Here is a 24,500-nt window from a genome sequence, read left to right as displayed (position 1 = left end):
GAACGGGCCTTCGGGCGTCGTCGGGGTTCAGGGCTTGATCTGCTTGAGCTCATTGAGCAGGGCCAGCAAGGCCTGCATCTTGTCTTCGCCAAATTGCTGCTGGATCTTCTGGTAGTTGATTTCCATGTCGCCGCTCATGGACTCGAAACAGGCCTGGCCCTTGTCGGTCAGGGTGATGAACAAGCGGCGCTGGTCTTCCGGCGACTTGCGGCGGCTGACGTACTGGTCGCGCTCCAGGCGGGTCAGTACCCCGGTCATGCTCGGCGGCAGGATGCAGGCCATCTTCGCCAGCTGGTGGCTCTCCAGCTCGCCGTTCTGGCGCAGGATGCGGATCACCCGCCACTGCTGCTCGGTCAGGTCGTGCTGGTTCAGCGAGGGGCGGAAAAACGCCATGGCGGCCTCACGGGCCTGCAACAGGGTCAGGGTCAGGGAAGGTCTGGGTGTGTTCATCAAGGCGTCGGTCGAGGGCTGGGAAACAGAGGCGCGAACATTAACACATTCACAATCGCCAGCCGACAGGCAAAACAAAGCCCGATCAGGCGGGGCCTGATCGGGCTCTGAGTTCAAGCCGGCCGAGGGTTACTCGGTGGCCAGTACTCCGCGACGCACCTGGTCGCGTTCGATCGATTCGAACAGTGCCTTGAAGTTGCCTTCACCGAAACCGTCGTCACCTTTACGCTGGATGAATTCGAAGAACACCGGCCCCATCAGGGTTTCCGAGAAGATCTGCAGCAGCAGGCGCTTGTCGCCGGCTTCCGAAGAACCGTCCAGCAGGATGCCTCGGGCTTGCAGTTCCTTGACCGGCTCGCCGTGGTTCGGCAGGCGGCCTTCGAGCATCTCGTAGTAGGTGTCCGGCGGCGCGGTCATGAAGCGCATGCCGATCTTCTTCAGCGCGTCCCAGGTCTTGACCAGGTCGTCGGTGAGGAAGGCCACGTGCTGGATGCCCTCGCCGTTGAACTGCATCAGGAACTCTTCGATCTGCCCGGCGCCCTTGGACGATTCCTCGTTCAGCGGGATGCGGATCATGCCGTCCGGGGCGGTCATGGCCTTGGAGGTCAGGCCGGTGTATTCGCCCTTGATGTCGAAGTAGCGGATCTCGCGGAAGTTGAACAGCTTCTCGTAGAAACCGGCCCAGTAGGCCATGCGGCCGCGGTACACGTTGTGGGTCAGGTGGTCGATGATCTTCAGGCCCGCGCCTTGTGGGTTGCGGTCCACGCCTTCGAGGAACACGAAGTCGATGTCATAGATCGAGCTGCCTTCGCCGAAACGGTCGATCAGGTACAGCGGCGCGCCGCCGATGCCCTTGATCGCCGGCAGGTTCAGCTCCATCGGGCCGGTTTCAATGTGAATCGGCTGGGCGCCCAGTTCCAGGGCACGCTTGTAGGCCTTCTGCGAATCCTTGACCCGGAACGCCATGCCGCACACCGACGGGCCGTGTTCGGCGGCGAAGTACGAGGCGACGCTGTGGGGTTCGTTGTTGAGGATCAGATTGATCGCACCCTGGCGATACAGATGCACGTCTTTTGAACGATGGGTCGCGACTTTGGTGAAACCCATGATCTCGAAGATCGGTTCGAGGGTGTTGGGGGTGGGCGATGCGAATTCGATGAATTCAAAGCCCATCAGGCCCATTGGGTTTTCGAAGATATCTGCCATGGTTGGCGCCTCATCATATTTTTAGAATTAACGGATCGTTAGTTGCTATCAATGCTGAGGAAGGCCGGTGGCGCACAGGAGATGCCTCGCACGCTGCGGGCAAGGAAGTCACCGTAGATCAGTTGAAACCCGAGAATCTTCATTTCGACCCTGTCTTACAGGCTGGGGGGCGAGGCTTCTGCTGCCAGAAGACTTTATTATTGTATGCGTAACCGGATTCTACACAGCGTAAAAGCCTTTGTCCGCATTCTCTATAAAATCGCCTTTTTTGCCCGGCCCGCAAGGGGTTTGTTGCACTGATAGATGCCGCCCAGAATCAGCACCCCGCCCAGCCCCATCATCAGGCTCAACGGCTCGCCCAAGAGCAGCGCACCGAGCATCACCGCGGTCAGCGGGTTGAGGGCGATGAACACCCCGGCACGGGTGGCGCCGATGCGCCGCAACCCGTCGTAGTAGCCGATGTAGGCCAGCGCCGAGCCCAGCACCCCCAGGTACAGCAGGCTCAGGCCCTGGACCGAGTTCAGCCGGGCGATGGCCGTCAGGTCGAACTCGCCACGCAGCCAGGTCGCGCCGCACAGCATCAGGGTGCCCAGCAGGATCGAGTAGGTGACGGTCTGCAAGGGGCCCAGGCGCTGGTTGAGGTCCCGGGACAGCAGCGAGTACAGGCCCCAGCCCAGAACACAGCCGAGGATCAGCAAGTCGCCCTGCCAGCCGCCGGCCGGGGACTCCAGGGCCGCCGGATCCCGGCTGCAGATCACCAGCGCGGTGCCACTCAGGCACAGCAGGATGCCCAGCAATTGGCGCCGGCTCAGGCGCTCCTTGAACAGGGCCCAGGCGCCCAGGGCGATCACCGCCGGATTCAGCGCCACGATCAGCGAAGCGCGGGAGGCACTGACCTGTTGCAGGCCGACGAAGAAGCACAGGTTGCAGAAAAAGATGCCGCAAAACCCCAGCACCGCCAGTTGGCCGAATTGGCGCAGGCTGGGACGCACCAGAGGAATGCCGGCCGCGGCCATGCAGCCGAGCAAGGCCAGGCTGGCGAGCGCGAAGCGCAGGCTGGCCAGGAGCAAGGGGGAAAGGGCGCCAGCCAGATAGCGGCCGGCGACAAAGGTGCCGCCCCAGATCATGGTCACCGCCGCCAGTCTGCAATAGACCGCCAGGTCCCCGTGGTTGGCCGCCAAGGGGCCGTTGATACTGCTGTCGCTCATGGTCGTGACGCTCTGTGCCGGTGGATTTGTGCCGCCGGGCAATTCTTTGTCTAATGATCGATCATCGTAAAATGAGCTTTTACTCATGACCCTGACCCAACTGGAAATCTTTTCCCGGGTGGCCGAGCTTGCCGGTTTCACCAGCGCCGCCACGCGCCTGGGCATCAGCCAGTCGGCGGTATCCCACGCCATCAAGTCCCTGGAGCAGGAACTGGGGGTGGAGCTGTTCCGCCGCCATCAAGCCCAGGTCGAACTCACCGACATCGGGCGCCAGCTCCTGCTGCGGGCCCGGGCCATGCTGGGGCTGGCCGTGACCCTGGAACAGGAGGCCGCCGATGCCCGAGGCATGAAGCGCGGCACCCTGCGCATCGGTTCGTTCGGTCCCACCTCCTCCACGCGCCTGTTGCCGCAGATCCTTGGGGAGTACCGCAAGGCGTATCCCGGAATCGAGGTGCATATCGACGAGGGGCCGGACCGCCAGGTCCTGCAATGGCTGGAAGAACGGCGGATCGACCTGGGTTTCGTGGTGCTGCCCGAGGAGCGTTTCGACACCTTCCCCCTGCTGGAGGACCAACTGGTGGCGCTGATTCCCGCGGCCCATGCCCTGGCCCGGGAGCGGCAGGTGCGCCTGGATCAGCTGTGTCACGACCCCTTCGTGCTGACCGAGGCCGGTTCGGCGGAACTGGTGTCACGCTTGTTCGTCGGTGCCGGCTTGCGCCCCAACATCCGCTACCGCAGCTCGCAGTTGCTCAGCACCCTGGAAACCGTGGCCCGGGGCGAGGCCGTGAGTATCCTGGCCGAGCTGTCCCTGCCTGCGGCCATCGATGCCCGTTATGTCAGCCGGGCCCTGGCGCCAGCGGTGCGGCGCCAGGTGGGGATTGCCGTGCTCGATCAGCGCCAGTCGTCGCCGGCGACCCTGGCCTTCATTGGTCACGCGCAACGCCTGTATGGTCAGACAAAGCCGTCTATCCTGCGGTGATCGAAACACGCCACAAGAGCGTCGCGCCCGCGGCCACGGTCGGATTCTCAAGCCTCCCCTCCTCTGCCACAGGTCCGATCCATGCCCTTGACCGCCAAAGGTCCACTGAAACGCTCGACCCGTACCCTCTGGACCTTGCTGGCCATTGTCCTGCCGATTGCGCTGGGCGCCGTCATCCTCTATGCCCAGGCTGAGCGAACCCTGGAGCGCAGCAGCCTGGAAACCGCCGAAGAAGCCATTCGCCAATTCGACCTGATGCTGGACAACACCGATATCGCCGCCAAGGCGCTGCTGCCCCTGGTGGGCCAGGATTGCGACGCCGCACGGCAACTGGCCCTGCGTGATCAGGTCACGCGCCGGCCCTTCGTGCGCTCGACCAATCTGGTGTGGCGCAACAGCAACTATTGCAGCTCGTTGCTGGGCAGTTACGCGGTGCCCCTCGATCCCCAGGATTATGTGGATGGCCGACTCTGGCTGATGGACGGCAACCCCATCACGCCCAATACGGCGTTGCTGATCTACCGCTGGAGCGAGGGCGAGCGCGCGGTCCTGGCCACCATCGACGGCTACCACCTGGCCAACGCCCTGCGCCTGATCAGCCGCTTTGCCGACCTGCAGTTGCAGGTGGGGGCGCACTGGCTGTCCAGCGACGGCCAGGTCCACGCGGGTGCTGCGCCCCAGGCGGCGGTGGCCAGCCAGCACCTGACCTCGGCGCGCTATCCCTACAGCGTCAGCGCCGGCTTTCCCCCAGGGGATGTCTGGCACTACATGAAAAGCCAGTACCCGGCGCTATTTGGCCTGCTGGTGTTCCTCGGCGCCGCCACCGGCGTCCTCGCCCACTGGCTGCAGAAGCGCTCCGCCTCCCCCAGCCAGGAGCTGCGCCGGGCGCTGGACGCCCAGGAGTTCATTGCCTATTTCCAGCCAGTGGTGCGCGGCGACAGCCTGCAATGGGCCGGGATTGAAGTGCTGATGCGCTGGCAACACCCCAAGGAAGGGCTGGTGCGTCCTGATCTGTTCATTCCCTTCGCCGAGCATTCGGGGCTGATCGTGCCCATGACCCGCTCGCTGATGCAGCAGACCCGGAAAGCCCTGGCTCCCCACGCCAGGCACTTCAGCGACGGCTTTCATATCGGCATCAACATCACGGCCAGTCATTGCAACGATCTGCAGTTGCTGGACGACTGTCGGGATTTCCTCGCGGCCTTTGCGCCGGGCAAGGTGATTCTGGTGCTGGAGCTGACCGAGCGCGAGTTGATCAAACCCACGGCCATCACCCAGCAGCTGTTTGCCGCCCTGCACGAACTGGGCGTGATGATCGCCATCGACGACTTCGGCACCGGGCATTCCAGCCTGGCTTATCTGCGCCAGTTCAATGTCGACTACTTGAAGATTGATCAAAGCTTCGTGGCCATGATCGGTGCCGATGCCCTGTCCCTGCATATACTCGACAGCATTATCCAACTCTCGGCCAAACTCGATCTGGGTATAGTCGCCGAAGGCGTAGAAACCACCGAACAGCGCGACTATCTGGTCGCCCAAGGGGTAGATTTCCTACAGGGTTATTTATTTGGCCGACCGATGCCCAGTAGTGAATTTGTTGCCGTTCTAGCGCGCCATTAAATAGCCATACCAGAACAACAAGTACTCGAATTGACAACTCGCAAGCTGCAGCAATTTGAATCATTCAGCCAATACCGAGGCAAACAAGAACAACCTGATTTACTCCGCCGTCATTAACTACTACAATTTTTCACGCCTGTTCATGATTCACAGGTAGGCCACTTAATCGAACCTTAATCGGCTCATGGCTTATAGCTTTGTTTGTGGTTTGTATCAGCCAAAATAGACTATTGGAGTGAAGATATTGTCCAGACTTGCTGAATTTCGTGCTGCAGAAAAAGCACTTCAAGAACAGCTCGCGCAGCTTGAATCCCTGAAGAATGACGCCGGACTCAAAAAGGAAATCGAGTTCGAAGAGAAGCTCCAGGCCCTGATGAAGTCCTATGACAAGAGTCTGCGTGACATCATCGCAATCCTTGATCCAAACCTGGGCAAAACCGGCCTGCCTCCGGCCAACGCCCCTAAACAGCGGCGCGCACGAGTGGTCAAGGTTTATCAGAACCCGCACACCGGCGAACTGATTGAAACCAAAGGCGGCAACCATCGCGGCCTGAAAGCCTGGAAAGAACAGTATGGCGCCGCCACTGTGGATTCCTGGCTGCGCGCTTGAACAAAGCCGCCACCTGAAAAAGGCCCTGCATATGCAGGGCTTTTTACATTGATAAGAATATTCTTATTACGACTTGCATCTAAGACCGCCTTCAGCACCGATGGCCGGCATTTTCACCGCACGCGACGACTGCAAGCCCGCCGGGGATTGTGCCTTGCAACAACAGCCTCACTACAACTTCAGACTTAATACCTTTCCGCTAACCCACCCTCGACCTGAGAAAGCAAACCGGCAGCTTCAGAATTTTCCTCAAAGTTTAAGGCTATTTCGTACAGCTAATATTTCGTCCCGACTATCAGCATAAGCCTGTGCCTGGCCGGCGTATGAAAGTACATAAGCCTTATTCCCATCCACAGCGGCCACCAATGTTTGCGACAGCACATGCCGGCCATTCTGGGTAATGGTGCAAGTGGTCTCCAGGGCTTGCAGCCGACTCAACTGTGCCGCATGAATCTTGTTACAGACACTCTGATAACCGCCTCGGGCAAAGTCCTTCTGCACGGATTTGCGCATCTCCAGTAATACCCCCTGAAGATTGACTACATGCCCGCTGTCGACTTGCGTCATGGTCAACTCCATGACCATCTGCGGATTGCCGGCGGCATCGTTTTTCACCGCCCGCTGACGGGAAACCTCGGCCGCCGGATCGCCCTCCTGCGCAGGCACCGGCTCCACCGTCCAGCCTTGCGGCCAGGCGACTTGTGGCGCGGCCTGGACAAAGCCGGCAAACGCCAGCACAAACAGGGCCGCGACCCGGGGGTTGAACGATTCGATCATGGATTTGCACACCAGGGAAACGGGCCTGGAAGTCTGAGCCCGACGCCAGGAATGGGCAATAGATCAGGAGCTTTGGGTTTGGCGTCATGGCGTCCGGTTGCGTATCATTGCCCGATCCCAACGACGCCTGAACCCTTGCCAGCCAAGGGCCGGTTCGCCTTCGCCCACAACCTTTGCCGCACTTTTTCCTGGAGGGCCCATGAGCCTCGAACAACTCAACACTTTCCCCGGCGTGACCGCCCAACCGGATGCGGCGACCGCACGCTTCGTGTTCAACCACACCATGTTGCGGGTCAAGGACATCACCCGCTCCCTGGATTTCTACACCCGGGTCCTGGGCTTCTCCCTGCTGGAGAAACGCGACTTTCCCGAAGCCGAGTTCAGCCTGTACTTCCTCGCCCTGGTGGACAAGGCGCAGATCCCGGCGGACGCCGCGGCCCGTACCCAGTGGATGAACGCCATCCCCGGCGTCCTTGAACTGACCCACAACCATGGCACCGAAAACGATCCGGACTTCGTCTACCACAACGGCAACAGCGACCCGCGGGGCTTTGGCCACATCTGCATCTCGGTCCCTGACGTCGTTGCCGCCTGCGAACGCTTCGAAGCCCTGGGCTGCGACTTTCAAAAACGCCTGAGCGACGGCCGCATGAAGAGCCTGGCCTTCATCAAGGACCCGGACGGCTACTGGGTCGAGATCATCCAGCCCACCCCGCTGTAACCCGGGTTACACAGGCGCTGGCTCGCCAGCGAAGGCCTGGTAGAGCACGGAGCAGGCCCAAGGGCCTGCTCCGTGACACGCAAGCGCCCCACCCTGCAAAACGCCAATAAAAAACCCCATGAGCGAAGGCTCATGGGGTTTTGTGTTTCCACTGCGGGCTTATGCCGGGGCTGAAGTGCGGATCAGGTGATCGAAGGCACTCAGAGAGGCCTTGGCGCCCTCGCCCACCGCGATCACGATCTGCTTGTACGGCACGGTGGTCACGTCTCCGGCGGCGAACACCCCCGGCAGCGAAGTCTCGCCACGGGCATCGACAATGATCTCGCCACGGGGCGACAACTCGACGGTGCCCTTGAGCCAGTCGGTGTTGGGCAGCAAGCCGATCTGCACGAAGATGCCTTCCAGGTCCACCGTGTGGAACTCGCCCGAATCGCGATCCTTGTACACCAGGCCGGTGACCTTCTGCCCGTCGCCCTTGACTTCACTGGTCAGGGCGCTGGTGATGACCTTGACGTTGGGCAGGCTGTAGAGCTTGCGCTGCAACACCGCATCGGCCCGCAGTTTGCTGTCGAACTCAAGCAGGGTCACGTGGCTGACGATACCCGCCAGATCGATGGCCGCTTCGACGCCGGAGTTGCCGCCACCAATCACCGCCACGCGCTTACCTTTAAACAGCGGACCGTCGCAGTGCGGGCAGAAGCACACGCCCTTGGCCTTGTATTCCTGCTCGCCGGGCACGCCCATTTCACGCCAGCGGGCACCGGTGGCCAGGATCACCGACTTGGCCTTGAGGCTGGCACCGCTTTCGAACTGGACCTCGTGCAGGCCGCCGACCTCCTTGGCCGGCACCAGGGCGCTGGCACGCTGCAGGTTCATGATGTCGACGTCGTACTGCTTGACGTGCTCCTCCAGCGCCGCCGCCAGTTTCGGCCCTTCGGTCTCTTGCACCGAGACAAAGTTCTCGATGGCCATGGTGTCCAGTACCTGGCCGCCGAAACGCTCGGCGGCAACCCCGGTACGTATGCCTTTGCGAGCGGCGTAAATGGCGGCCGACGCCCCGGCCGGTCCACCGCCGACCACCAGTACATCAAAGGCCTCTTTGGCGCTGAGCTTCTGCGCCTGCTTCTGCATCGCACCGGTGTCGAGCTTGGCGAGGATTTCCTCCAGGCCCATGCGTCCCTGGCCGAAGTTCACACCGTTGAGGTAGATGCTCGGCACCGCCATCACCTTGCGCTCATCGACTTCGGCCTGGAACAGCGCGCCGTCAATGGCCACGTGGCGGATGTTGGGGTTGAGCACCGCCATCAGGTTCAGCGCCTGGACCACGTCCGGGCAGTTCTGGCAGGACAGCGAGAAATAGGTCTCGAAGTTGAACTCGCCCTTGAGCGAGCGGATCTGCTCGATCACTTCAGCGCTGGCTTTGGAGGGGTGCCCGCCTACTTGCAACAGGGCCAGCACCAGGGAAGTGAATTCGTGCCCCATGGGAATACCGGCGAAACGCAGGCTGATATCACTCCCCGGGCGATTCAACGAGAACGATGGCTTGCGCGCATCGGTGCCGTTGTCGAGCAAGGTAATCTGGTTGGAAAGACTGACAATGTCTTTGAGTAACGCGAGCATTTCCTGGGATTTCGCACCGTCGTCGAGGGAGGCGACGATCTCGATCGGCTGGGTGACCCGTTCCAGGTATGACTTCAACTGAGCTTTAAGATTGGCGTCCAACATACGGGCGATTTCCTATTGATTCGGTATAAAAAACAACGCCCGAGCGAATCTCGCCCGGGCGTTATTTGAGGGCGGTGCGGCTGACTTAAGTGCGGATGACCGCCCTTGAATGAAGCATGGATTTAGATCTTGCCGACCAGGTCCAGGGACGGAGCCAGGGTGGCCTCGCCTTCTTTCCACTTGGCTGGGCAGACTTCACCCGGGTGCGCGGCAACGTACTGAGCGGCCTTGATCTTGCGCAGCAGCTCGGAAGCGTCACGACCTACGCCGCCATCGTTGATTTCAACGATCTTGATCTGGCCTTCAGGGTTGATCACGAAGGTGCCACGATCAGCCAGACCGGCTTCTTCGATCAGCACATCGAAGTTGCGCGAGATGGCCAGGGTCGGGTCGCCGATCATGGTGTACTGGATCTTGCCGATGGCTGGCGAAGTGTTGTGCCAGGCAGCGTGGGCAAAGTGGGTATCGGTGGAAACGCTGTAGATCTCAACGCCCAGTTTCTGGAATTCGGCGTAGTTGTCGGCCAGGTCTTCCAGCTCGGTCGGGCAGACGAAGGTGAAGTCAGCCGGGTAGAAGAATACGACGGACCATTTGCCTTTCAGATCAGCGTCCGACACTTCGACGAATGCGCCGTTTTTGAATGCGGTGGCTTTGAACGGTTTAACTTGGCTGTTGATGATAGGCATCGTTGACTCTCCATCAGTGGTTGAAAACGTTGGGTGAAAACTTGATGGGGAGAATCCTAGCCAATCAGTCGCCGCTTGGCTCATTGGCAAACCTGATGCCAACGATTGGTTTTGGCTATAAGGCTACCGTATTGATAGAAGAAACCTTTGATCACTGGCGCACAGGTTTCTCGTCGATGCGCGCCATGCCCATGAATGGATTGACCTCCAGGTAACGCATGGCGGACTTCATGTCCTTCCAGCCGACATAGCTCATCAGCGACTTCAGGTCCCAACCGCTGCGATGCGCCCAGGTGGCAAAGCCCCGGCGCAGGGAGTGACTGGTGTAATGCTCGGCGGCGATGCCGGCGCGCTCCAGGGCCTGGCGCAACAGGGGAATCACGCTATTGGCGTGCAAGCCCTGCTCACCCAGGTGGCCCCAGCGATCGATCGCGCGAAACACCGGGCCGCGAACCAGGGCCGCGGCATTGATCCATTCGATGTAGGCCTGCACCGGACACAGGCGCTGCAAGGCCGGCGTGTGATAGGTGCGACCAAGGTTGTCGCGGTCGCTCTTGCTGCGCGGCACATAAAGGCTGATGCCGGATCCGGCGCTGGCCTGCACATGCTCGATCTGCAGGCGGCACAGCTCATCACTGCGAAAGCCTCGCCAGAAACCCAGCAGGATCAACGCCCGATCGCGCAGCGCCCGCAACAGATCAGCCTGACGTCCGTCGCCGCGGGCCGCCGCTGCCTCGCCATCGAGCCAGGCAATCACCCGCTCCAGGTGCCGCAACTGCAACGGCTCGGCCTGTTTTTCGCGAACCGGGTGCACCGCGCGAATCCCCTTGAACACCTGACGCACCACCGGCGCCTTGGTCGGGTCGGCAAAGCCCTGGCTGTTGTGCCATTGGGCCAGGGCCGAGAGGCGCAACTTCAAGGTATTGATCGACAGTTCACCGGCATAGGCCACCAGGTAGCGGGCCACGCTGTCCGCGGTGGCCGGCAGGAATCCGCCCCACTGCACCTCGAAGTGCTCGATGGCCGCCCGATAACTGCGGCGGGTGTTATCGCGGGTGGCGGCTTGCAGGTAACGATCCAGCTCACTCATGGCAGCTCCACTGAGGCAAATGTACGGCGACCAGGGACGAAAACCGACCGCCGCGCCTGTCACACGGGGTAATACTACAATATCCAATGTCAAATTTACGCTATCGGATGCGTCTTTCTACCTGTACAATTATCGATAATTACATACCACGTATCACAGTATTAAATCGTCGGAGGACACATGGCTCGCGGAGGCATTAACAAAGCGGTGGTGAAAAAGGCGCGCCAGGCGATTCTTGCCCGCGGCGAACACCCGAGCATCGACGCAGTACGCATAGAAATGGGCAATACCGGCTCAAAAACCACCATCCACCGCTACCTGAAGGAGCTCGACGATGGCAGCACTCGCCGGGAGGCCGGCCCGGTAGCGCTGGACGAGGAACTTGGCGAACTGGTCGGGCGGCTGGCGCAGCGCCTTAAGGAGCAAGCCCGGGAACCCCTGGAACAGGCCCTCGCCCACTCCGAACAGCAGAAGCAGGCATTCGAGCAACAGCTGGAGCAAGCCCGGCGCACAGAGGAGCAGCTGCAACAGCAACTGCAGATCCAGGCCAGCGCCCTGGCCGTTGAAAGTGCCGCACTGCAAGACACGCGTTCGATGCTGCAGAGCGAACAGACCCGCAATGCCGAGCTCAACCAGGCACTGAAGGACTACGACCTACGCCTGGAAGACAAGGAGCAGCAGATCCGCTCCCTGGAAGACAAGCACCTGCACGCCCGGGACGCCCTGGAACACTATCGCGCCGCCAGCAAGGAACAGCGCGAGCAGGAGCATCGCCGCCACGAGGGCCAGCTACAGCAGCTGCAGGCCGAACTGCGGCAAGCCCAGCAGAGCGCCCTGGTTCGCCAGGACGAAATCACTCAACTGCATCGCGACAACGAACGCCTGCTCGGCGAGCAACGGGCCAGCCACAAGGAGCTTGTGCAAGCCCAGGAAGCCGCCAGCAAGGGTGCAACCCAGCAGGCACAATTGCGCGAGCAACTGACACGCCTGGACAGCGCCAGCACCCTGCTGCAGGAACGCCTGCGAGTGGCTTCGGAGGAGATGCAGGCACTCAGGGAAAGAGCCGATGAGCAGACTCGTCTGAGCAAGGAGATGGAATTGCGCGCCGCCAAGGCCGAGGCCGGCCTCGAGGCGCTGCGCCTGGCCTCCGCCAGCAAGGCGAAGGCAGGCAAGAAAGCCGACTCCTGATCAGTCGGCGACAGGCGTACGCATGGTGACGAACTCTTCGGCGGCGGTCGGGTGCACGCCGATGGTTTCGTCGAAGTCACGCTTGGTCGCACCGGCCTTCAGAGCAATCGCCAGCCCCTGGACGATTTCACCGGCGTCCGGACCGACCATGTGGCAGCCCAGCACTTTGTCGCTGTCGGCATCCACCACCAGCTTCATCAGGGTGCGTTCCTGGCAGTCGGTCAGGGTCAGCTTCATCGGCCGGAACCGGCTTTCGAAGATCTGCACCTTGTGCCCCGCTTCCCGCGCCTGCTCTTCGGTCAGGCCGACAGTGCCGATATTCGGCAGGCTGAACACCGCCGTAGGGATCATCCGGTAATCCACCGGGCGGTACTGCTCGGGCTTGAACAGGCGCCGAGCCACGGCCATGCCTTCGGCCAGGGCCACCGGGGTCAATTGCACCCGGCCGATCACATCGCCAATTGCCAGGATCGATGGCTCGCTGCTCTGGTACTGCTCATCCACCTCGATAAAGCCACGCTTGTCGAGTTTGACCCCGGTGTTCTCCAGGCCCAGGTTGTCGAGCATCGGCCTACGCCCGGTGGCGTAGAACACGCAGTCGGCGACCAGCTTGCGACCATCCTTGAGCGTGACCTCAAGACTGCCGTCGGCCTGCTTGTCGATACGCTCGATGTCCGCATTGAACTGCAGCCCCAAGCCCCGCTTGGTCAGCTCTTCCTGCAAGTGCTTGCGCACCGCACCGTCAAAGCCGCGCAGGAACAGATCACCGCGATACAGCAGCTGGGTGTCGGCGCCCAGACCGTGGAAGATCCCGGCAAATTCCACCGCGATGTAACCACCGCCCACCACCAGCACGCGCTTGGGCAACGCCTTGAGGAAGAAGGCCTCATTGGAGCTGATGGCATGCTCGCGCCCCGGGATGTCCGGAATCTGCGGCCAGCCGCCAGTGGCAATCAGAATGTGCTTGGCGGTGTAGCGCTGGCCATTGACCTCCACCTGATGCGGATCGATCAGCTTGGCGTGGCCTTCGTGCAGGGTCACGCCGCTGTTGACCAGCAGATTGCGGTAGATGCCGTTGAGACGATTGATTTCGCGGTCCTTGTTGGCAATCAAGGTCGCCCAATCGAAATGGGCCTCGCCGAGGGACCAACCGAAACCCGACGCTTGCTCGAAGTCTTCGGCAAAGTGTGCGCCGTACACCAGCAGCTTTTTCGGCACACACCCGACGTTGACGCAGGTACCGCCCAGATAGCGGCTTTCGGCCACCGCAACTTTCGCGCCGAAGCCCGCCGCAAAGCGTGCACAACGCACACCGCCGGAACCGGCGCCAATTACATAAAGATCAAAATCGTAGGCCATTTCACTCTCCCAGGCAGGCTGACAAGCATAACCGCAGATGGCGATCGGGTCAGCGCAGTGGATTGACATAAGGGCGCCCAATGAAAAAGCCACCCGAAGGTGGCTTTTTCCGACAAACCCATGCAGCGACTATCAGTAAGCCTTGCCGGTCTTGTAGAAGTTCTCGAAGCAGAAGTTGGTCGCGTCGATGTAGCCCTCGGCGCCACCGCAGTCGAAACGCTTGCCCTTGAACTTGTAGGCCATTACACAGCCGTTCTGCGCCTGCTTCATCAGGGCGTCGGTGATCTGGATTTCACCCCCCTTGCCCGGCTCGGTCTGCTCGATCAGGTCGAAGATGTCCGGAGTCAGGATGTAACGACCGATGATCGCCAGGTTCGACGGCGCATCTTCCGGCTTTGGCTTCTCGACCATGCTGTGGACGCGGTAGATGTCGTCGCGGATCATCTCGCCGGCGATCACGCCGTACTTGTTGGTTTCCTGCGGGTCGACTTCCTGAATGGCCACGATCGAGCAGCGGAACTGCTTGTACAGTTTGACCATCTGGGTCAGGACGCCGTCGCCTTCGAGGTTGACGCACAGGTCGTCCGCCAGCACCACGGCGAAGGGCTCGTCACCGATCAGTGGGCGGCCGGTCAGGATCGCGTGGCCCAGGCCTTTCATTTCAGTCTGGCGAGTGTAGGAGAACGAGCACTCGTCCAGCAGTTTGCGGATACCGACCAGGTATTTCTCCTTGTCGGTGCCCTTGATCTGGTTTTCCAACTCGTAACTGATGTCGAAGTGGTCTTCGAGGGCGCGCTTGCCACGGCCGGTCACGATGGAGATTTCATTCAATCCGGCATCCAGCGCTTCTTCAACGCCGTACTGGATCAGTGGCTTGTTCACCACCGGCAGCATTTCTTTAGGCATGGCTTTAGTCGCTGGCAGGAAGCGAGTACCGTAACCGGCTGCTGGGAACAAGCATTTCTTGATCATATGAGTCCTTAAAAAGGCTGTGCGTGCGAGTTTCGGCGCAGTCTAATCAGGCGGCGTGCACCTTACAATGCCCCGCGCTGGCTAACCGCTGCCATCATAGAGAAATAAAGCGCCAGATAGTTCCGTAGCATCCATCAGTTAGCGCTCAAGGTAAACGTCCATCCCCCCGCAGGCCTTGAAATCCGGCGCCTGCACGCCGCACCCAGGCACCGGGCAACACACGGCCGCAGCGATCCGAAACCCCCTCCTAAAGCCCATGCCAGGCGCGACTGATGGCACCGTCAATCGCCATCAGCCACTCCCTGGGCTGCTTGCGGAATATCCCGCCTATCGAGCAACGGCACTTTTCAGCAGCGGCGGCGGACTAAAGGGATGCGCTGTACCGAAATGGCCATTGGCTATAGCATCGCCACACTGATGCACAGCCCCAAGATCCCCTCCTCTGCAGACGACGAAACCCCCATGAACAAGCTTCTCGCAGTTACCGCGGTACTGGCTCTGAGCGGATGCGCCACCGCCTCCAATACTTACCTGGCCAATGGCGAGCAGGGCCTGAGCATCGATTGCTCCGGAGAGGCCGGCTCCTGGGCCAGCTGCTATGAAAAAGCCGATGCTTCCTGCGCCGGTACCGGCTATCGGATCGTCAGCACCGAAGGCACCCCGGCCCCCAAGGAAAGCGACAAGACCCTGGGCGTCGATGTCGGCAACTACAAGAGCCGCAGCGTGGTGGTGGTCTGCAAGTAGCGCACGGACGCCCGCTACATATGAATTTCGGCGAACTTGATGCCCAGGCCACGAATGGTTTCGATCAAGTCGTCGAGGCGGGCAAAGGACTCCACCTCGTCGCTGTCATCCACCAGAAAATAGCTGCGCCCGGCGCTTTTCTTGAAGAACACGATCCATTCCCCGGAATTGGCCGGGTTCTGGATCACATGGGTGGCAGAGATCGAGCCCTCTGCATGCTTTTCCCTGACGTGTTCCCGCTTCATGCTCTCTCCCAAAAAAACGATGCCGCCAGGGCGTGAGCCCAGGCGGCATCGGTAACGATAGGCGCTAGTTTATCGGATGCCCTGGCCGATCAGCACGCCTTCTACGGTCTGACCGTACAAATTTACCCCGTCATTGGCGTGAAACTTGACCCGGGTCTTCTCGATCGAGCCCTCCACCAGGCGCGGATCCTGAGGTCGCTCATGACTGTTGACGAAGGCCGCCACGTCCCAAGCCTGCTGATCGCTCAAGCTGCCGCCCTTGCCCAGGGGCATGTTGTGCTTGATGAAGGACGCCGCCGTATTGATCCGGTGCATCCCCGCCCCCCAGTTATAGGAGTCCTTGCCCCACAGCGGCGGCATGACGTAATCGGCCCCGACCTTCTGCCCCTGCCCCTGTTCACCATGGCAGACCGCGCATTGCGCCTGATACACCGCAGCCCCCTGCTTCAGGTCATACCCCTTGGCCGGCTGGGCCACATCGGGATAGCCGCGGCCGGGCAGTTCGACACCCAGCGGGGCCTTGCTCGCCAGCCAGTAGGCATACACCGATAGCGCGGTAATCTCCGGACTGTCGGCCGCCGGCGGCTGACCACCGTTCATGCTGAACTGAAAGCAGCCCTGCAAGCGTTCGGCAAAGGTGTTCACCTTGTCGTTCTTCTTGCGGTAGGCGGGGTACATCGGATACGCGCCCCACAGCGGCGCGGAGTTGGCCAGGCGCCCCTGATCGAGGTGGCAGTTGCTGCAATTGAGTCCATTGCCCACGTATTGCGGCGCGCGGCGCTTGGTGTCGACAAACAGCGCATGGCCCTCGCGCACCAGCTTGCCGTAGGCATTGTCCGGCAACTCGCTTTCGGCGGGCGGCCTGAAATACTCGGCCTGGGGCGAGGCGCTGGGCGCCGGTATCTGCGACTGATCTTCCATGGCAATGCCCGCGGCGTGTACCTGGGCGGCGAGCAACGCCAGCAACGGCCCGGCAATCAATAGTTTCATGGCCGCGCCTCCTGGGTTTTCAATTGAGCAAAGTAGTCCGCCACCGCCGTGACCTCGTCGCCAGTCAGGGATTTGGCGACATGCCCCATCAGGTCATTGGGATCGTTGTGACGAGTGCCGTCGCGCCAGGCGTTCAACTGAGCCACCAGGTAACTGGCGGGCTGTCCGGCCAGCGGCGGAAATGCCACGCCCACACCGACACCACCCGGTCCGTGACAGCTGACGCACTCGGGTACTTGACGCTCCCAGGCACCGCGCAGGGCCAGGCGCTCGCCAACGCCGCTGGCGCTCTGGCTGCGGTGGGTCTGCGGGGTCTGTGGTCCGGGCATGGCCGCCAGGGTCGCGGTGACCGCGGCAATTTCCTCTTCGCTCAGAGCCTTGGCCAGGGGCTGCATCACCGGGTTGCTGCGGGCGCCGCTGCGAAAATCGTGCAACTGCTTGGCCAGGTAGCCCGCCGGCAACCCCGCCAGACGCGGAAAGCCGGCAGGCGCCAGCCCCATTGCATCAGCACCGTGACAAGCCAGACAGGCCGTGGCCCCTGGCTGGGCGCCACCCTGGGTGAACACCTTCTGGCCGTCGGCGGCAGAGGCAGATTGTATGAACAGCAGCATCAGGCCACTCAATAGCATCCGATCCAGTGGGATCATATGTACTCCATTATTCTAGTTATATGCTTAGACCCAGCCGGTATAAGCGCACAAATAGTAGGGCAATAGATCCACAGCGACAATGCGCAACAGCTGCCTGTGCCACTGCAGGCAGGCCGCTGTCGCGCCGAACGGACGTGGCCCAGCAGGGAGGTTTGAACCGGCCAGCGCCTGAGGCACCGGCGAAAGGCAGGCCAGGACACGCCTGGGCCTGGACGCTCAACCGGAGATGCAGGCCTCCCCCGCCTTGCGCACGTCCTGAGGACGCAAGGGGTTGTTGGACATCTGTTCGTGCAGCTTGATGCTGCTGCCCCCGGAGCGCTCATCGATGTAGAACACCGCCGCCGGCGCCGACGACAGGCTCTGGGGCACGATCACCCGATACCCGTCCTTGTGCGGCTCGACCTGCAATGCACCGCGACTGCCGGAGAGCTTGCCGCTCAGGCACTGGACGTACTCCTGGGGCTTCTTGCCGGAGATGACGCTCAGGGTCGGCGGCGTCTGGTTGATGTCCGAAACCGTCGCGCAGCCACTGATGGCCAACAGCACAATCCACACCCAGCGTTTCATAACAAACCTCCAATAAATGCCCCTCCGACAGCAACGGCGCTGTTTTTCTCCGGAGGCACGGCTTTATCGCCGATAAAAATCCAAATAACTGTTTTAAATTGTCAAACCCCGACGCGGGGGCCGAATAATACCCCGTTGGGCCTGATAAACTGCGCCATCGCCCACGCACCTGTTTTGTTTTTTTGTAGCTATAGCCCTTCTGGAGGCGCCCATGAAATTCATCCACCAGCGCGAGCACCTGAACGAAGACGATATCGTCGTCATCGAATGCTCCCAGGTCTGCAACATTCGCCTGATGAGCGACGCCAACTTCCGCAGTTTCAAGAATGGCGGCCGCCACACCTATCACGGCGGCGCTTTCGACAAGTTTCCGGCGAAGATCACCGCCCCCAGCACCGGCTTCTGGAACATCACCATCGACACCGTCAACCGGCGCCCGATCAGCGTGACCCGCAAGCCGAACCTGAGCCACTCGATCCGCATCATTCGCCGTTCCAGCTCGAAACTGCGTTAAGCCACAGCCCTTCTGCGACAACAGGTAATCCCGTGCCCCAGACCACCAAGTACGTCATCAAATACAAGCTCAACGGTGAGCGCCGCTTCGAATTCGCCCAGCTGGAAAACGGCACCCAGGAAGAGGCCCGGGCCACCCTGGAAGCCCTGCATGGTCAGTCCGGCGACGTGATCAGCGACGTCAGCGTCAGCAAGGCCCTGTAATTCCCCCACCACGGATTCGAGCGCAAGCAGCGGAGTGCGCACTGGCCGGCCGAGCCCCAGACTGCCCGGGATATCTCCGGCCCAGGACACTCGCGCCATGCCCGCTTCCTCGCTTCACCAGCGTCTGCAACAACTGGACTGGGCCCGCATCGCGCAGGCCCTGGACCAGGACGGCTGCGCCCGCCTCGAAGGCCTGTTGACGGCCCAGCAGTGCCAGGCCCTGTGCGACCTGTATCCGCAGCCCGAACTGTTCCGCTCGAAAGTACTGATGGCCCGCCATGGTTTCGGGCGCGGTCAGTACCAGTACTTTGGCTATCCGCTGCCCGAGCCGGTGGCCCAACTGCGCCAGCAGCTCTATCCCCATCTGGTGGAGCAGGCCAACCGCTGGAACCAGGACATGCACATCGACGTCCGCTACCCGGCAGAACATTCGGCGTTCATCCAGCGCTGTCACGCCGCCGGCCAGTGGCGCCCCACGCCGCTGTTGCTGCAATACGGCCCTGGGGACTACAACTGCCTGCATCAGGACCTGTACGGCGAGCAGGTGTTTCCCTTGCAGGCGGTGTTCATGCTGTCCCGGCCGGGGACCGACTTCACCGGCGGCGAACTGGTGCTCACCGAGCAGCGCCCGCGCATGCAGTCCCGGCCACAGGTCATTGGTCTGAAGCAAGGTGATGGGCTGGTTTTCGCCGTGCATCATCGGCCGGTAAAAGGCGCGCGCGGGCATTATCGGGTGACCCTGCGTCACGGGGTCAGCCGCGTGCACAGTGGCCAGCGCCACACCCTAGGAGTGATCTTTCACGATGCCTTGTAACCCTGACGCCCCGGTCAATCTCGGGCTCTTTGCCGAAAGCGACCTGCTGCAGCCGGCACGTACCGAGGTGCTGGGCCCCCAGGCCCGGGTCTTGCGGGGCTTTGCCCTGCCCTGGATCGAACGCCTGCTGCCCAGGCTCCACGAAGTGCTGGCGGCGGCTCCCTTTCGCCAGATGATGACGCCGGGCGGCCATACCATGTCCGTCGGCTTGAGCAGTTGCGGCCAGCTGGGCTGGACCACCGACCGCAGCGGCTACCGTTACAGCGCCATCGACCCGCAAAGCCTGCGGCCCTGGCCGGCAATGCCCGAGGTGTTCCGGCAACTGGCCGAGCGCGCGGCACAAGCCGCCGGCTTCAACGACTTCAATCCCGACTCCTGCCTGATCAACTGTTACCGCCCCGGCGCCAAAATGTCCCTGCACCAGGACCGGAACGAACGCGACTTCAACGCGCCCATTGTCTCCCTGTCACTGGGGCTGCCGGCGATCTTCCTGTTTGGCGGCCAGCAGCGCAGCGACAAGAGCCAGCGGGTGCCGCTGCTCCACGCTGACGTGGTGGTCTGGGGCGGCGTGGACCGCCTGCGCTATCACGGGGTGCTGCCGCTCAAGGACGGCACTCACCCGGAGCTTGGCCGACAGCGGATCAACCTGACCTTTCGCCACGCCGGTTGAACGCGAAAATTCAAGCGCAAGCCGCGGAGTGCCGGGCAGGCCCCAAGGGATTAATCTGGCCGCCATTCCCGGCCGAGGACCGATCATGAATGCCCCATCGCGCAAACAGCGCATCGAACAGGACCCACGCTGGCAGGCCGTGCTCAAGCGCGACGCCAGCGCCGATGCGAGCTTCGTCTACGCCGTGCGCACCACCGGCGTGTACTGCCGCCCCAGCAGCCTGTCGCGACTGCCGAAAGCGGAAAACGTCGAGTTCTTCGATAACGCCCAACAGGCCGAAGCCGCAGGCTATCGGCCGAGCAAACGCCAGGCCAGCGACCAGACCCAGGTCGCCGCCCACCACGCGGCGATGGTGGCCGAAGCCTGTCGGCAGATCGAGCGCGCCGAATCGGCCCCCAGCCTGGAGCAACTGGCGCAGCACGCGGGCATGAGCAGCTACCACTTCCACCGGGTGTTCAAGGCCGCCACCGGACTCACGCCCCGGGGCTATGCCAACGCGCAGCGCTCACGCAAAGTCCGCCACCACCTGGAGAACGGCCACTCGGTGACCGACGCCTTGTACGACGCCGGCTTCAACTCCAACAGCCGCTTCTATGAGGCCGCCGACCAGTTGCTGGGCATGAAGCCCAGCGACTACCGCGCCGGCGGCCCCAACACCGATATCCGCTTTGCCGTGGGCCAGTGCTCCCTGGGAGCGATCCTGGTGGCCCGCAGCGAACGCGGGGTCTGCGCGATCCTCCTGGGGGACGACCCCAACCAATTGGTGGAGCAACTGCAAGACAAGTTTCCTCGGGCCAACCTGTTGGGCGCCGACGCTGATTTCGAGCGTCTGGTGGCCCGGGTGGTGGGCTTTATCGAAGCGCCGGCCATTGGCCTGGATCTGCCCCTGGACCTGCGCGGCACCGCGTTCCAGGAACGGGTGTGGCAGGCCCTGCAGAGCATTCCCGCCGGCAGCACCGCCAGCTACGCCGAGATCGCCCAGCGCATTGGCGCGCCCAAATCCATGCGTGCGGTGGCCCAGGCCTGTGCCGCCAACTGCCTGGCGGTGGCGATCCCCTGCCACCGGGTGGTGCGCAGCGACGGCAGCCTTTCGGGCTACCGCTGGGGCGTGGAGCGCAAGCGTCAGTTGCTGGAACGCGAGGCGCTGCCCGAATCCTGAATGCCGATGTAGATGGCCACCGAGTCGGGGCTGGTATAGACCTCGAAATCCGTGGCGAAGGCGCGACGGACCTGGGGGTTGTCCTGGAAGTAGGCCCAGATCAGGCCCCAGGCCTGGATCACGCAATCGGGCATCGCGCCCTGGGCGCTGAACACCAGGTAGTCACCGCCCTGGATCTGCACACTGGGGTAATCGGCGCCGGCGTCGCTCACCGCCACCCCGGCCATCACGTCGAACGCCCCCAAGGCATCGGACTCGTAGTTGGAATAGACGCCATAGACGAACGAGTCCGGTTGCCGCGAGGCGATCTTGTTGAACAGGTCTTCGACATAAAAACATTGCCACATCGGCCCGATCCGGGCGCTGTCTGCCTGTTGCTCCGCGGCGTTGCAGGTTCGTACTTGCAGGCCTGCAACACGAAAGGGCAGTACTTCGCGCAGTTTTACATCCATGGTCGGCGTTCCTTTATGGGGCGGTGAGGAAAAATATCCGCCGCAGTCTAGCGTCGGATAGACGCCGCCGACAGTCGCCGACACGGTCGCTGTATCGGTGGTCGACGCGTCTATTTGGGCCCGGGTTGAAAAGTCAGCTGGCCGCACAGCGCCCTGGCCTGATAAAAACCTCGGGGCGCCCCGCCCAATCCTGCCGACGGAGAACCCTTTCACATGAGCCACTGGACCGATCGCCGCCTCCTCGACCTGCTGGGCATCGAACTGCCCATCATCCAAGCCCCCATGGCGGGGGCCACCGACGCCGCCATGGTGATCGGCGCCAGTCGCGCCGGCGCCCTGGGCTCGCTGCCCTGCGCCATGCTCGGGCCGGAACAGATTCGCCTGGAGGTGCAGACCATCCGGGCCGCCTGCCGTCATCCGCTGAACCTGAACTTCTTCTGTCATTCGATGCCCGCCGTCGACCTCGAGCAGGAGGCACGCTGGAAAGACGCCCTGAAACCCTACTATCAGGAGTTGGGGGCGGATTTCGACGCCCCGACGCCGGTCAGCAACCGTGCGCCCTTCGATGAAACCAGTTGCCAACTGGTGGAAGAGCTGCGGCCCGAAGTGGTGAGTTTTCACTTCGGCCTGCCGGCACCGGCGCTCCTGGCGCGGGTCAAGGCCACGGGGGCCAAGGTGCTGTCTTCGGCCAGCACCGTGGACGAGGCGCTGTGGCTGGAAGCCCGCGGCTGCGACGCGATCATCGCCATGGGCTACGAAGCCGGCGGCCATCGGGCGATCTTCCTCAGCGATGACCTCAACACCCAGGTCGGCACCATGGCCCTGGTGCCGCAGATCGTCGATGCGGTGCAGGTGCCGGTGATTGCCGCCGGCGGTATCGGCGACGCTCGGGGTATCGTCGCCGCCCTGGCCCTGGGCGCCTCGGCGGTGCAACTGGGCACCGCCTACCTGTTCACCCCGGAAGCCAGGATCAGCGCCGCCCATCACCGGGCCCTGCGCACCGCCAAGGACAGTCAGACCGCCCTGACCAACCTGTTCACCGGCCGCCCGGCCCGCGGCATCGTCAACCGGGTGATGCGTGAGATCGGCCCCATCAGCCCGCTGGCTCCGGCCTTTCCCCGCGCTGGCGGCGCCTTGATGCCGCTCAAGGCCAAGGACGATGCGGACTTTGCCAATCTGTGGTCCGGCCAGGCCCTGCGCCTGGGCATCGAGCTGCCGGCCTACGAGTTGACCCTGCGCCTGGCCGAACGGACGCTGGCCCAGTTGAACAGACGCTGAGGAACAGGGCCGCGACGGCGATCGCGGCCCTGTGCATTGGGGGCAGGCTCACGGTTCCGCTTGCGAGCGATACGCTATATATTTCGCTATACAGCGCTTGACCTCGCCTGGCTGCACAGGCCCTGCAATCACCGCTTGCGCCCCGACTTCCTTCCCCCCAATGGAGCTGTTTGATGAACTTTCGCGCCTCAGGCTTTGCCCCGACCGGCCTTGCGGCCCTGCTCGCCGTCTTCGCTTTGAATTCGGCCCAGGCCGCTGAAGTCCAGGTGGCGGTGGCCGCCAACTTCACCGCGCCCATCCAGGCGATTGCCGCCGACTTCGAGAAGGACACCGGCCACAAGCTGGTGGCCGCCTACGGGGCCACCGGGCAGTTCTATACCCAGATCAAGAATGGCGCGCCCTTCGAAGTCTTTCTCTCCGCCGACGACAGCACCCCGCAGAAGCTCGAAAGCGAAGGCGATACCGTCAAGGGCTCGCGCTTCACCTATGCCATCGGCACCCTGGCCCTGTGGTCGGCCAAGGAAGGCTATGTCGACGGCAAGGGCCAGGTACTCAAGGACAACCAGTACCAGCACCTGTCCATCGCCAATCCCAAGGCCGCGCCATACGGCCTGGCCGCTACCCAGGTCCTGGCCAAGCTGGGCCTGAGCGACAAGGTCAAGGGCAAGCTCGTCGAAGGCCAGAACATCACCCAGGCCTATCAGTTCGTCTCTACCGGCAACGCCGAATTGGGCTTTGTCGCCTTGTCCCAAATCTACAAGGACGGCAAAGTCAGCAGCGGTTCGGCCTGGATAGTGCCCGCCCAGATGCATGACCCGATCAAGCAGGATGCGGTGATCCTCAACAAGGGCAAGGACAATCCGGCCGCCCGGGCGCTGGTCGACTACCTCAAGGGCCCGAAAGCCGCTGCCATCATCCAGTCCTACGGTTATCAACTGTAAATGAGCCTCTCGAGTGCCGATTTTTCCGCCATCTGGCTGACCCTGAAACTGGCGTCCCTGACCACGCTGATCCTGCTGGTCGTCGGCACTCCGATTGCCCTGTGGCTGTCGCGCACCCGTTCCTGGCTGCGCGGGCCGGTCGGTGCCGTGGTGGCCCTGCCCCTGGTGCTGCCACCCACGGTGATAGGTTTCTACCTGCTGCTGGCCCTGGGGCCCCAGGGTTTCCTGGGCCAGCTCACCCAGTCCCTGGGATTGGGCACCCTGACCTTCAGCTTCAGCGGCCTGGTGCTGGGCTCGGTGATCTATTCCATGCCTTTCGTCGTGCAACCGCTGCAGAACGCCTTTTCCGCCATCGGCAGTCGCCCGCTGGAGGTCGCCGCCACCTTGCGCGCCGGCCCCTGGGACAGTTTTTTCACGGTGATCCTGCCCCTGGCGCGGCCGGGCTTCATCACCGCCTCGATCCTCGGCTTTGCCCACACCGTCGGCGAGTTCGGCGTGGTGCTGATGATCGGCGGCAACATTCCCGACAAGACCCGAGTGGTCTCGGTGCAGATCTACGACCACGTCGAAGCCATGGAGTATGCCCAAGCCCACTGGCTGGCCGGCGCCATGCTGGTGTTCTCGTTTCTGGTGCTGCTGGCGCTGTATTCCAGCCGCAAGACCAAAGCCGGCTGGAGCTGAG

At 62.3% G+C, this 24,500-nt stretch carries 28 protein-coding genes; 14 read left to right on the top strand and 14 right to left on the bottom strand.

Annotated elements, in window-relative coordinates; translation table 11 throughout:
* Positions 1 to 27 precede the first annotated feature (27 nt).
* The 3 genes from hpaR to L1O02_RS13995 all read right to left on the bottom strand — a co-directional run bounded on the left by hpaR (position 28) and on the right by L1O02_RS13995 (position 2,864).
* Positions 28 to 450: a homoprotocatechuate degradation operon regulator HpaR gene (gene hpaR / locus L1O02_RS14005; protein ID WP_011061668.1), complete on the bottom strand. Its 423-nt coding sequence runs from the start codon at positions 448 to 450 to the stop codon at positions 28 to 30.
* 129 nt (positions 451 to 579) lie between these two features.
* On the bottom strand, positions 580 to 1,656 hold the full coding sequence (gene hppD, locus L1O02_RS14000; protein ID WP_016968663.1) for a 4-hydroxyphenylpyruvate dioxygenase: 1,077 nt from the start codon (positions 1,654 to 1,656) through the stop codon (positions 580 to 582).
* 251 nt (positions 1,657 to 1,907) lie between these two features.
* Positions 1,908 to 2,864, bottom strand: coding sequence for an EamA family transporter (locus tag L1O02_RS13995; RefSeq protein WP_235760098.1), 957 nt, complete (start codon positions 2,862 to 2,864; stop codon positions 1,908 to 1,910).
* Between the two features lie 85 nt (positions 2,865 to 2,949).
* Here L1O02_RS13995 and L1O02_RS13990 point away from each other — a divergent pair, with 85 nt between their 5' ends.
* The 3 genes from L1O02_RS13990 (at position 2,950) to L1O02_RS13980 (ending at position 6,073) form a co-directional block, all read left to right on the top strand.
* On the top strand, positions 2,950 to 3,843 hold the full coding sequence (locus L1O02_RS13990; RefSeq protein ID WP_108545449.1) for a LysR family transcriptional regulator: 894 nt from the start codon (positions 2,950 to 2,952) through the stop codon (positions 3,841 to 3,843).
* 81 nt (positions 3,844 to 3,924) lie between these two features.
* On the top strand, positions 3,925 to 5,463 hold the full coding sequence (locus L1O02_RS13985; protein ID WP_108545450.1) for an EAL domain-containing protein: 1,539 nt from the start codon (positions 3,925 to 3,927) through the stop codon (positions 5,461 to 5,463).
* A gap of 244 nt (positions 5,464 to 5,707) precedes the next feature.
* Entirely contained in the window at positions 5,708 to 6,073 is a 366-nt protein-coding gene (locus L1O02_RS13980) for a histone-like nucleoid-structuring protein, MvaT/MvaU family (protein ID WP_060839599.1), read from the top strand.
* Positions 6,074 to 6,322: 249 nt separating this feature from the next.
* On the opposite strand, the gene L1O02_RS13975 is transcribed toward L1O02_RS13980, so the two are convergent.
* A complete protein-coding gene (locus tag L1O02_RS13975; protein ID WP_108545451.1) occupies positions 6,323 to 6,850 on the bottom strand; it encodes a DUF4946 domain-containing protein in 528 nt (175 codons plus the stop codon).
* 199 nt (positions 6,851 to 7,049) lie between these two features.
* Between L1O02_RS13975 and gloA the strand changes: the two genes are divergently transcribed.
* Complete coding sequence (gene gloA / locus L1O02_RS13970) at positions 7,050 to 7,571, top strand: lactoylglutathione lyase (RefSeq protein WP_108545452.1); 522 nt, start codon at positions 7,050 to 7,052, stop codon at positions 7,569 to 7,571.
* Between the two features lie 159 nt (positions 7,572 to 7,730).
* Here the strand turns inward: gloA and ahpF are convergent, their stop codons facing one another.
* The 3 genes from ahpF to L1O02_RS13955 form a co-directional block, all read right to left on the bottom strand.
* Positions 7,731 to 9,296 carry an alkyl hydroperoxide reductase subunit F gene (ahpF, locus tag L1O02_RS13965; protein ID WP_235760097.1) on the bottom strand — a complete coding sequence of 522 codons (1,566 nt, stop codon included), beginning with the start codon at positions 9,294 to 9,296 and terminating at the stop codon, positions 7,731 to 7,733.
* 122 nt (positions 9,297 to 9,418) lie between these two features.
* On the bottom strand, positions 9,419 to 9,982 hold the full coding sequence (gene ahpC / locus L1O02_RS13960) for an alkyl hydroperoxide reductase subunit C (RefSeq protein WP_011061677.1): 564 nt from the start codon (positions 9,980 to 9,982) through the stop codon (positions 9,419 to 9,421).
* Positions 9,983 to 10,133: 151 nt separating this feature from the next.
* Positions 10,134 to 11,072 (bottom strand): site-specific integrase, encoded by a 939-nt coding sequence (locus L1O02_RS13955; RefSeq protein ID WP_235760096.1) that lies wholly within the window; start codon positions 11,070 to 11,072, stop codon positions 10,134 to 10,136.
* Between the two features lie 180 nt (positions 11,073 to 11,252).
* Here L1O02_RS13955 and L1O02_RS13950 point away from each other — a divergent pair, with 180 nt between their 5' ends.
* A complete protein-coding gene (locus tag L1O02_RS13950; RefSeq protein WP_235760095.1) occupies positions 11,253 to 12,260 on the top strand; it encodes a DNA-binding protein in 1,008 nt (335 codons plus the stop codon).
* Here the strand turns inward: L1O02_RS13950 and gorA are convergent, their stop codons facing one another.
* Both gorA and galU read right to left on the bottom strand, forming a co-directional pair.
* Positions 12,261 to 13,619: a glutathione-disulfide reductase gene (gene gorA, locus L1O02_RS13945; protein WP_060843806.1), complete on the bottom strand. Its 1,359-nt coding sequence runs from the start codon at positions 13,617 to 13,619 to the stop codon at positions 12,261 to 12,263.
* Between the two features lie 132 nt (positions 13,620 to 13,751).
* Complete coding sequence (galU, locus tag L1O02_RS13940) at positions 13,752 to 14,591, bottom strand: UTP--glucose-1-phosphate uridylyltransferase GalU (RefSeq protein ID WP_011061681.1); 840 nt, start codon at positions 14,589 to 14,591, stop codon at positions 13,752 to 13,754.
* 462 nt (positions 14,592 to 15,053) lie between these two features.
* Here galU and L1O02_RS13935 point away from each other — a divergent pair, with 462 nt between their 5' ends.
* Positions 15,054 to 15,335 (top strand): hypothetical protein, encoded by a 282-nt coding sequence (locus L1O02_RS13935; RefSeq protein ID WP_060841957.1) that lies wholly within the window; start codon positions 15,054 to 15,056, stop codon positions 15,333 to 15,335.
* A gap of 14 nt (positions 15,336 to 15,349) precedes the next feature.
* Here the strand turns inward: L1O02_RS13935 and L1O02_RS13930 are convergent, their stop codons facing one another.
* The 4 genes from L1O02_RS13930 to L1O02_RS13915 form a co-directional block, all read right to left on the bottom strand.
* Positions 15,350 to 15,580, bottom strand: coding sequence for a hypothetical protein (locus L1O02_RS13930; RefSeq protein ID WP_016964159.1), 231 nt, complete (start codon positions 15,578 to 15,580; stop codon positions 15,350 to 15,352).
* 69 nt (positions 15,581 to 15,649) lie between these two features.
* Positions 15,650 to 16,570: a c-type cytochrome gene (locus L1O02_RS13925; protein ID WP_060839606.1), complete on the bottom strand. Its 921-nt coding sequence runs from the start codon at positions 16,568 to 16,570 to the stop codon at positions 15,650 to 15,652.
* Positions 16,567 to 17,217 carry a c-type cytochrome gene (locus L1O02_RS13920; protein ID WP_060843807.1) on the bottom strand — a complete coding sequence of 217 codons (651 nt, stop codon included), beginning with the start codon at positions 17,215 to 17,217 and terminating at the stop codon, positions 16,567 to 16,569. The genes L1O02_RS13925 and L1O02_RS13920 overlap by 4 nt, the downstream gene beginning before the upstream one ends.
* Before the next feature lie 219 nt (positions 17,218 to 17,436).
* Entirely contained in the window at positions 17,437 to 17,787 is a 351-nt protein-coding gene (locus tag L1O02_RS13915) for a hypothetical protein (protein WP_060839608.1), read from the bottom strand.
* 211 nt (positions 17,788 to 17,998) lie between these two features.
* On the opposite strand from L1O02_RS13915, the gene L1O02_RS13910 reads away from it, so the two are divergent.
* From L1O02_RS13910 to ada, 5 genes are all read left to right on the top strand, one after another.
* The gene (locus L1O02_RS13910; RefSeq protein WP_016964155.1) at positions 17,999 to 18,301 is read left to right on the top strand and encodes a DUF1883 domain-containing protein; all 303 of its coding nucleotides are present in this window, start codon (positions 17,999 to 18,001) and stop codon (positions 18,299 to 18,301) included.
* Between the two features lie 32 nt (positions 18,302 to 18,333).
* Positions 18,334 to 18,504 carry a hypothetical protein gene (locus tag L1O02_RS13905; protein ID WP_164990718.1) on the top strand — a complete coding sequence of 57 codons (171 nt, stop codon included), beginning with the start codon at positions 18,334 to 18,336 and terminating at the stop codon, positions 18,502 to 18,504.
* Positions 18,505 to 18,601: 97 nt separating this feature from the next.
* Positions 18,602 to 19,318 (top strand): 2OG-Fe(II) oxygenase, encoded by a 717-nt coding sequence (locus L1O02_RS13900; protein WP_060839609.1) that lies wholly within the window; start codon positions 18,602 to 18,604, stop codon positions 19,316 to 19,318.
* Positions 19,308 to 19,988 (top strand): DNA oxidative demethylase AlkB, encoded by a 681-nt coding sequence (alkB, locus tag L1O02_RS13895; protein ID WP_235760094.1) that lies wholly within the window; start codon positions 19,308 to 19,310, stop codon positions 19,986 to 19,988. Before L1O02_RS13900 ends, alkB begins: the two co-directional genes overlap by 11 nt.
* An 85-nt stretch (positions 19,989 to 20,073) precedes the next feature.
* Positions 20,074 to 21,147, top strand: a complete 1,074-nt coding sequence (gene ada, locus L1O02_RS13890) for a bifunctional DNA-binding transcriptional regulator/O6-methylguanine-DNA methyltransferase Ada (RefSeq protein WP_060839611.1) — start codon at positions 20,074 to 20,076, stop codon at positions 21,145 to 21,147.
* On the opposite strand, the gene L1O02_RS13885 is transcribed toward ada, so the two are convergent.
* Entirely contained in the window at positions 21,111 to 21,599 is a 489-nt protein-coding gene (locus L1O02_RS13885; protein ID WP_235760093.1) for a GyrI-like domain-containing protein, read from the bottom strand. The genes ada and L1O02_RS13885 overlap by 37 nt on opposite strands.
* 213 nt (positions 21,600 to 21,812) lie before the next feature.
* Here L1O02_RS13885 and L1O02_RS13880 point away from each other — a divergent pair, with 213 nt between their 5' ends.
* The 3 genes from L1O02_RS13880 (at position 21,813) to modB (ending at position 24,499) form a co-directional block, all read left to right on the top strand.
* Positions 21,813 to 22,877 carry a nitronate monooxygenase gene (locus L1O02_RS13880; RefSeq protein WP_129405623.1) on the top strand — a complete coding sequence of 355 codons (1,065 nt, stop codon included), beginning with the start codon at positions 21,813 to 21,815 and terminating at the stop codon, positions 22,875 to 22,877.
* Positions 22,878 to 23,050: 173 nt separating this feature from the next.
* A complete protein-coding gene (gene modA / locus L1O02_RS13875) occupies positions 23,051 to 23,818 on the top strand; it encodes a molybdate ABC transporter substrate-binding protein (protein ID WP_060839614.1) in 768 nt (255 codons plus the stop codon).
* On the top strand, positions 23,819 to 24,499 hold the full coding sequence (modB, locus tag L1O02_RS13870; protein WP_060839615.1) for a molybdate ABC transporter permease subunit: 681 nt from the start codon (positions 23,819 to 23,821) through the stop codon (positions 24,497 to 24,499).
* The last annotated feature ends 1 nt before the right edge of the window (position 24,500 follow it).

Source organism: Pseudomonas sp. BC42 (genome assembly GCF_021560055.1).
Classification (GTDB): Bacteria; Pseudomonadota; Gammaproteobacteria; order Pseudomonadales; family Pseudomonadaceae; genus Aquipseudomonas.
This window is presented reverse-complemented; position numbering and strand designations above follow the sequence as displayed.

Bases quoted from the DNA above. Each gene is read 5' to 3' on its own strand.
- modA (WP_060839614.1), top strand. From the start codon at position 23,051: ATGAACTTTCGCGCCTCAGGCTTTGCCCCGACCGGCCTTGCGGCCCTG.
- L1O02_RS13985 (WP_108545450.1), top strand. From the start codon at position 3,925: ATGCCCTTGACCGCCAAAGGTCCACTGAAACGCTCGACCCGTACCCTC.
- L1O02_RS13910 (WP_016964155.1), top strand. From the start codon at position 17,999: ATGAAATTCATCCACCAGCGCGAGCACCTGAACGAAGACGATATCGTC.
- ahpC (WP_011061677.1), bottom strand. From the start codon at position 9,982: ATGCCTATCATCAACAGCCAAGTTAAACCGTTCAAAGCCACCGCATTC.
- L1O02_RS13885 (WP_235760093.1), bottom strand. From the start codon at position 21,599: ATGGATGTAAAACTGCGCGAAGTACTGCCCTTTCGTGTTGCAGGCCTG.
- gloA (WP_108545452.1), top strand. From the start codon at position 7,050: ATGAGCCTCGAACAACTCAACACTTTCCCCGGCGTGACCGCCCAACCG.
- L1O02_RS13915 (WP_060839608.1), bottom strand. From the start codon at position 17,787: ATGAAACGCTGGGTGTGGATTGTGCTGTTGGCCATCAGTGGCTGCGCG.
- ahpF (WP_235760097.1), bottom strand. From the start codon at position 9,296: ATGTTGGACGCCAATCTTAAAGCTCAGTTGAAGTCATACCTGGAACGG.
- ada (WP_060839611.1), top strand. From the start codon at position 20,074: ATGAATGCCCCATCGCGCAAACAGCGCATCGAACAGGACCCACGCTGG.
- L1O02_RS13900 (WP_060839609.1), top strand. From the start codon at position 18,602: ATGCCCGCTTCCTCGCTTCACCAGCGTCTGCAACAACTGGACTGGGCC.
- hpaR (WP_011061668.1), bottom strand. From the start codon at position 450: ATGAACACACCCAGACCTTCCCTGACCCTGACCCTGTTGCAGGCCCGT.
- L1O02_RS13925 (WP_060839606.1), bottom strand. From the start codon at position 16,570: ATGAAACTATTGATTGCCGGGCCGTTGCTGGCGTTGCTCGCCGCCCAG.
- L1O02_RS13950 (WP_235760095.1), top strand. From the start codon at position 11,253: ATGGCTCGCGGAGGCATTAACAAAGCGGTGGTGAAAAAGGCGCGCCAG.
- gorA (WP_060843806.1), bottom strand. From the start codon at position 13,619: ATGGCCTACGATTTTGATCTTTATGTAATTGGCGCCGGTTCCGGCGGT.
- L1O02_RS13990 (WP_108545449.1), top strand. From the start codon at position 2,950: ATGACCCTGACCCAACTGGAAATCTTTTCCCGGGTGGCCGAGCTTGCC.
- alkB (WP_235760094.1), top strand. From the start codon at position 19,308: ATGCCTTGTAACCCTGACGCCCCGGTCAATCTCGGGCTCTTTGCCGAA.
- L1O02_RS13975 (WP_108545451.1), bottom strand. From the start codon at position 6,850: ATGATCGAATCGTTCAACCCCCGGGTCGCGGCCCTGTTTGTGCTGGCG.
- hppD (WP_016968663.1), bottom strand. From the start codon at position 1,656: ATGGCAGATATCTTCGAAAACCCAATGGGCCTGATGGGCTTTGAATTC.
- L1O02_RS13995 (WP_235760098.1), bottom strand. From the start codon at position 2,864: ATGAGCGACAGCAGTATCAACGGCCCCTTGGCGGCCAACCACGGGGAC.
- L1O02_RS13935 (WP_060841957.1), top strand. From the start codon at position 15,054: ATGAACAAGCTTCTCGCAGTTACCGCGGTACTGGCTCTGAGCGGATGC.
- galU (WP_011061681.1), bottom strand. From the start codon at position 14,591: ATGATCAAGAAATGCTTGTTCCCAGCAGCCGGTTACGGTACTCGCTTC.
- L1O02_RS13920 (WP_060843807.1), bottom strand. From the start codon at position 17,217: ATGATCCCACTGGATCGGATGCTATTGAGTGGCCTGATGCTGCTGTTC.
- modB (WP_060839615.1), top strand. From the start codon at position 23,819: ATGAGCCTCTCGAGTGCCGATTTTTCCGCCATCTGGCTGACCCTGAAA.
- L1O02_RS13880 (WP_129405623.1), top strand. From the start codon at position 21,813: ATGAGCCACTGGACCGATCGCCGCCTCCTCGACCTGCTGGGCATCGAA.
- L1O02_RS13955 (WP_235760096.1), bottom strand. From the start codon at position 11,072: ATGAGTGAGCTGGATCGTTACCTGCAAGCCGCCACCCGCGATAACACC.
- L1O02_RS13930 (WP_016964159.1), bottom strand. From the start codon at position 15,580: ATGAAGCGGGAACACGTCAGGGAAAAGCATGCAGAGGGCTCGATCTCT.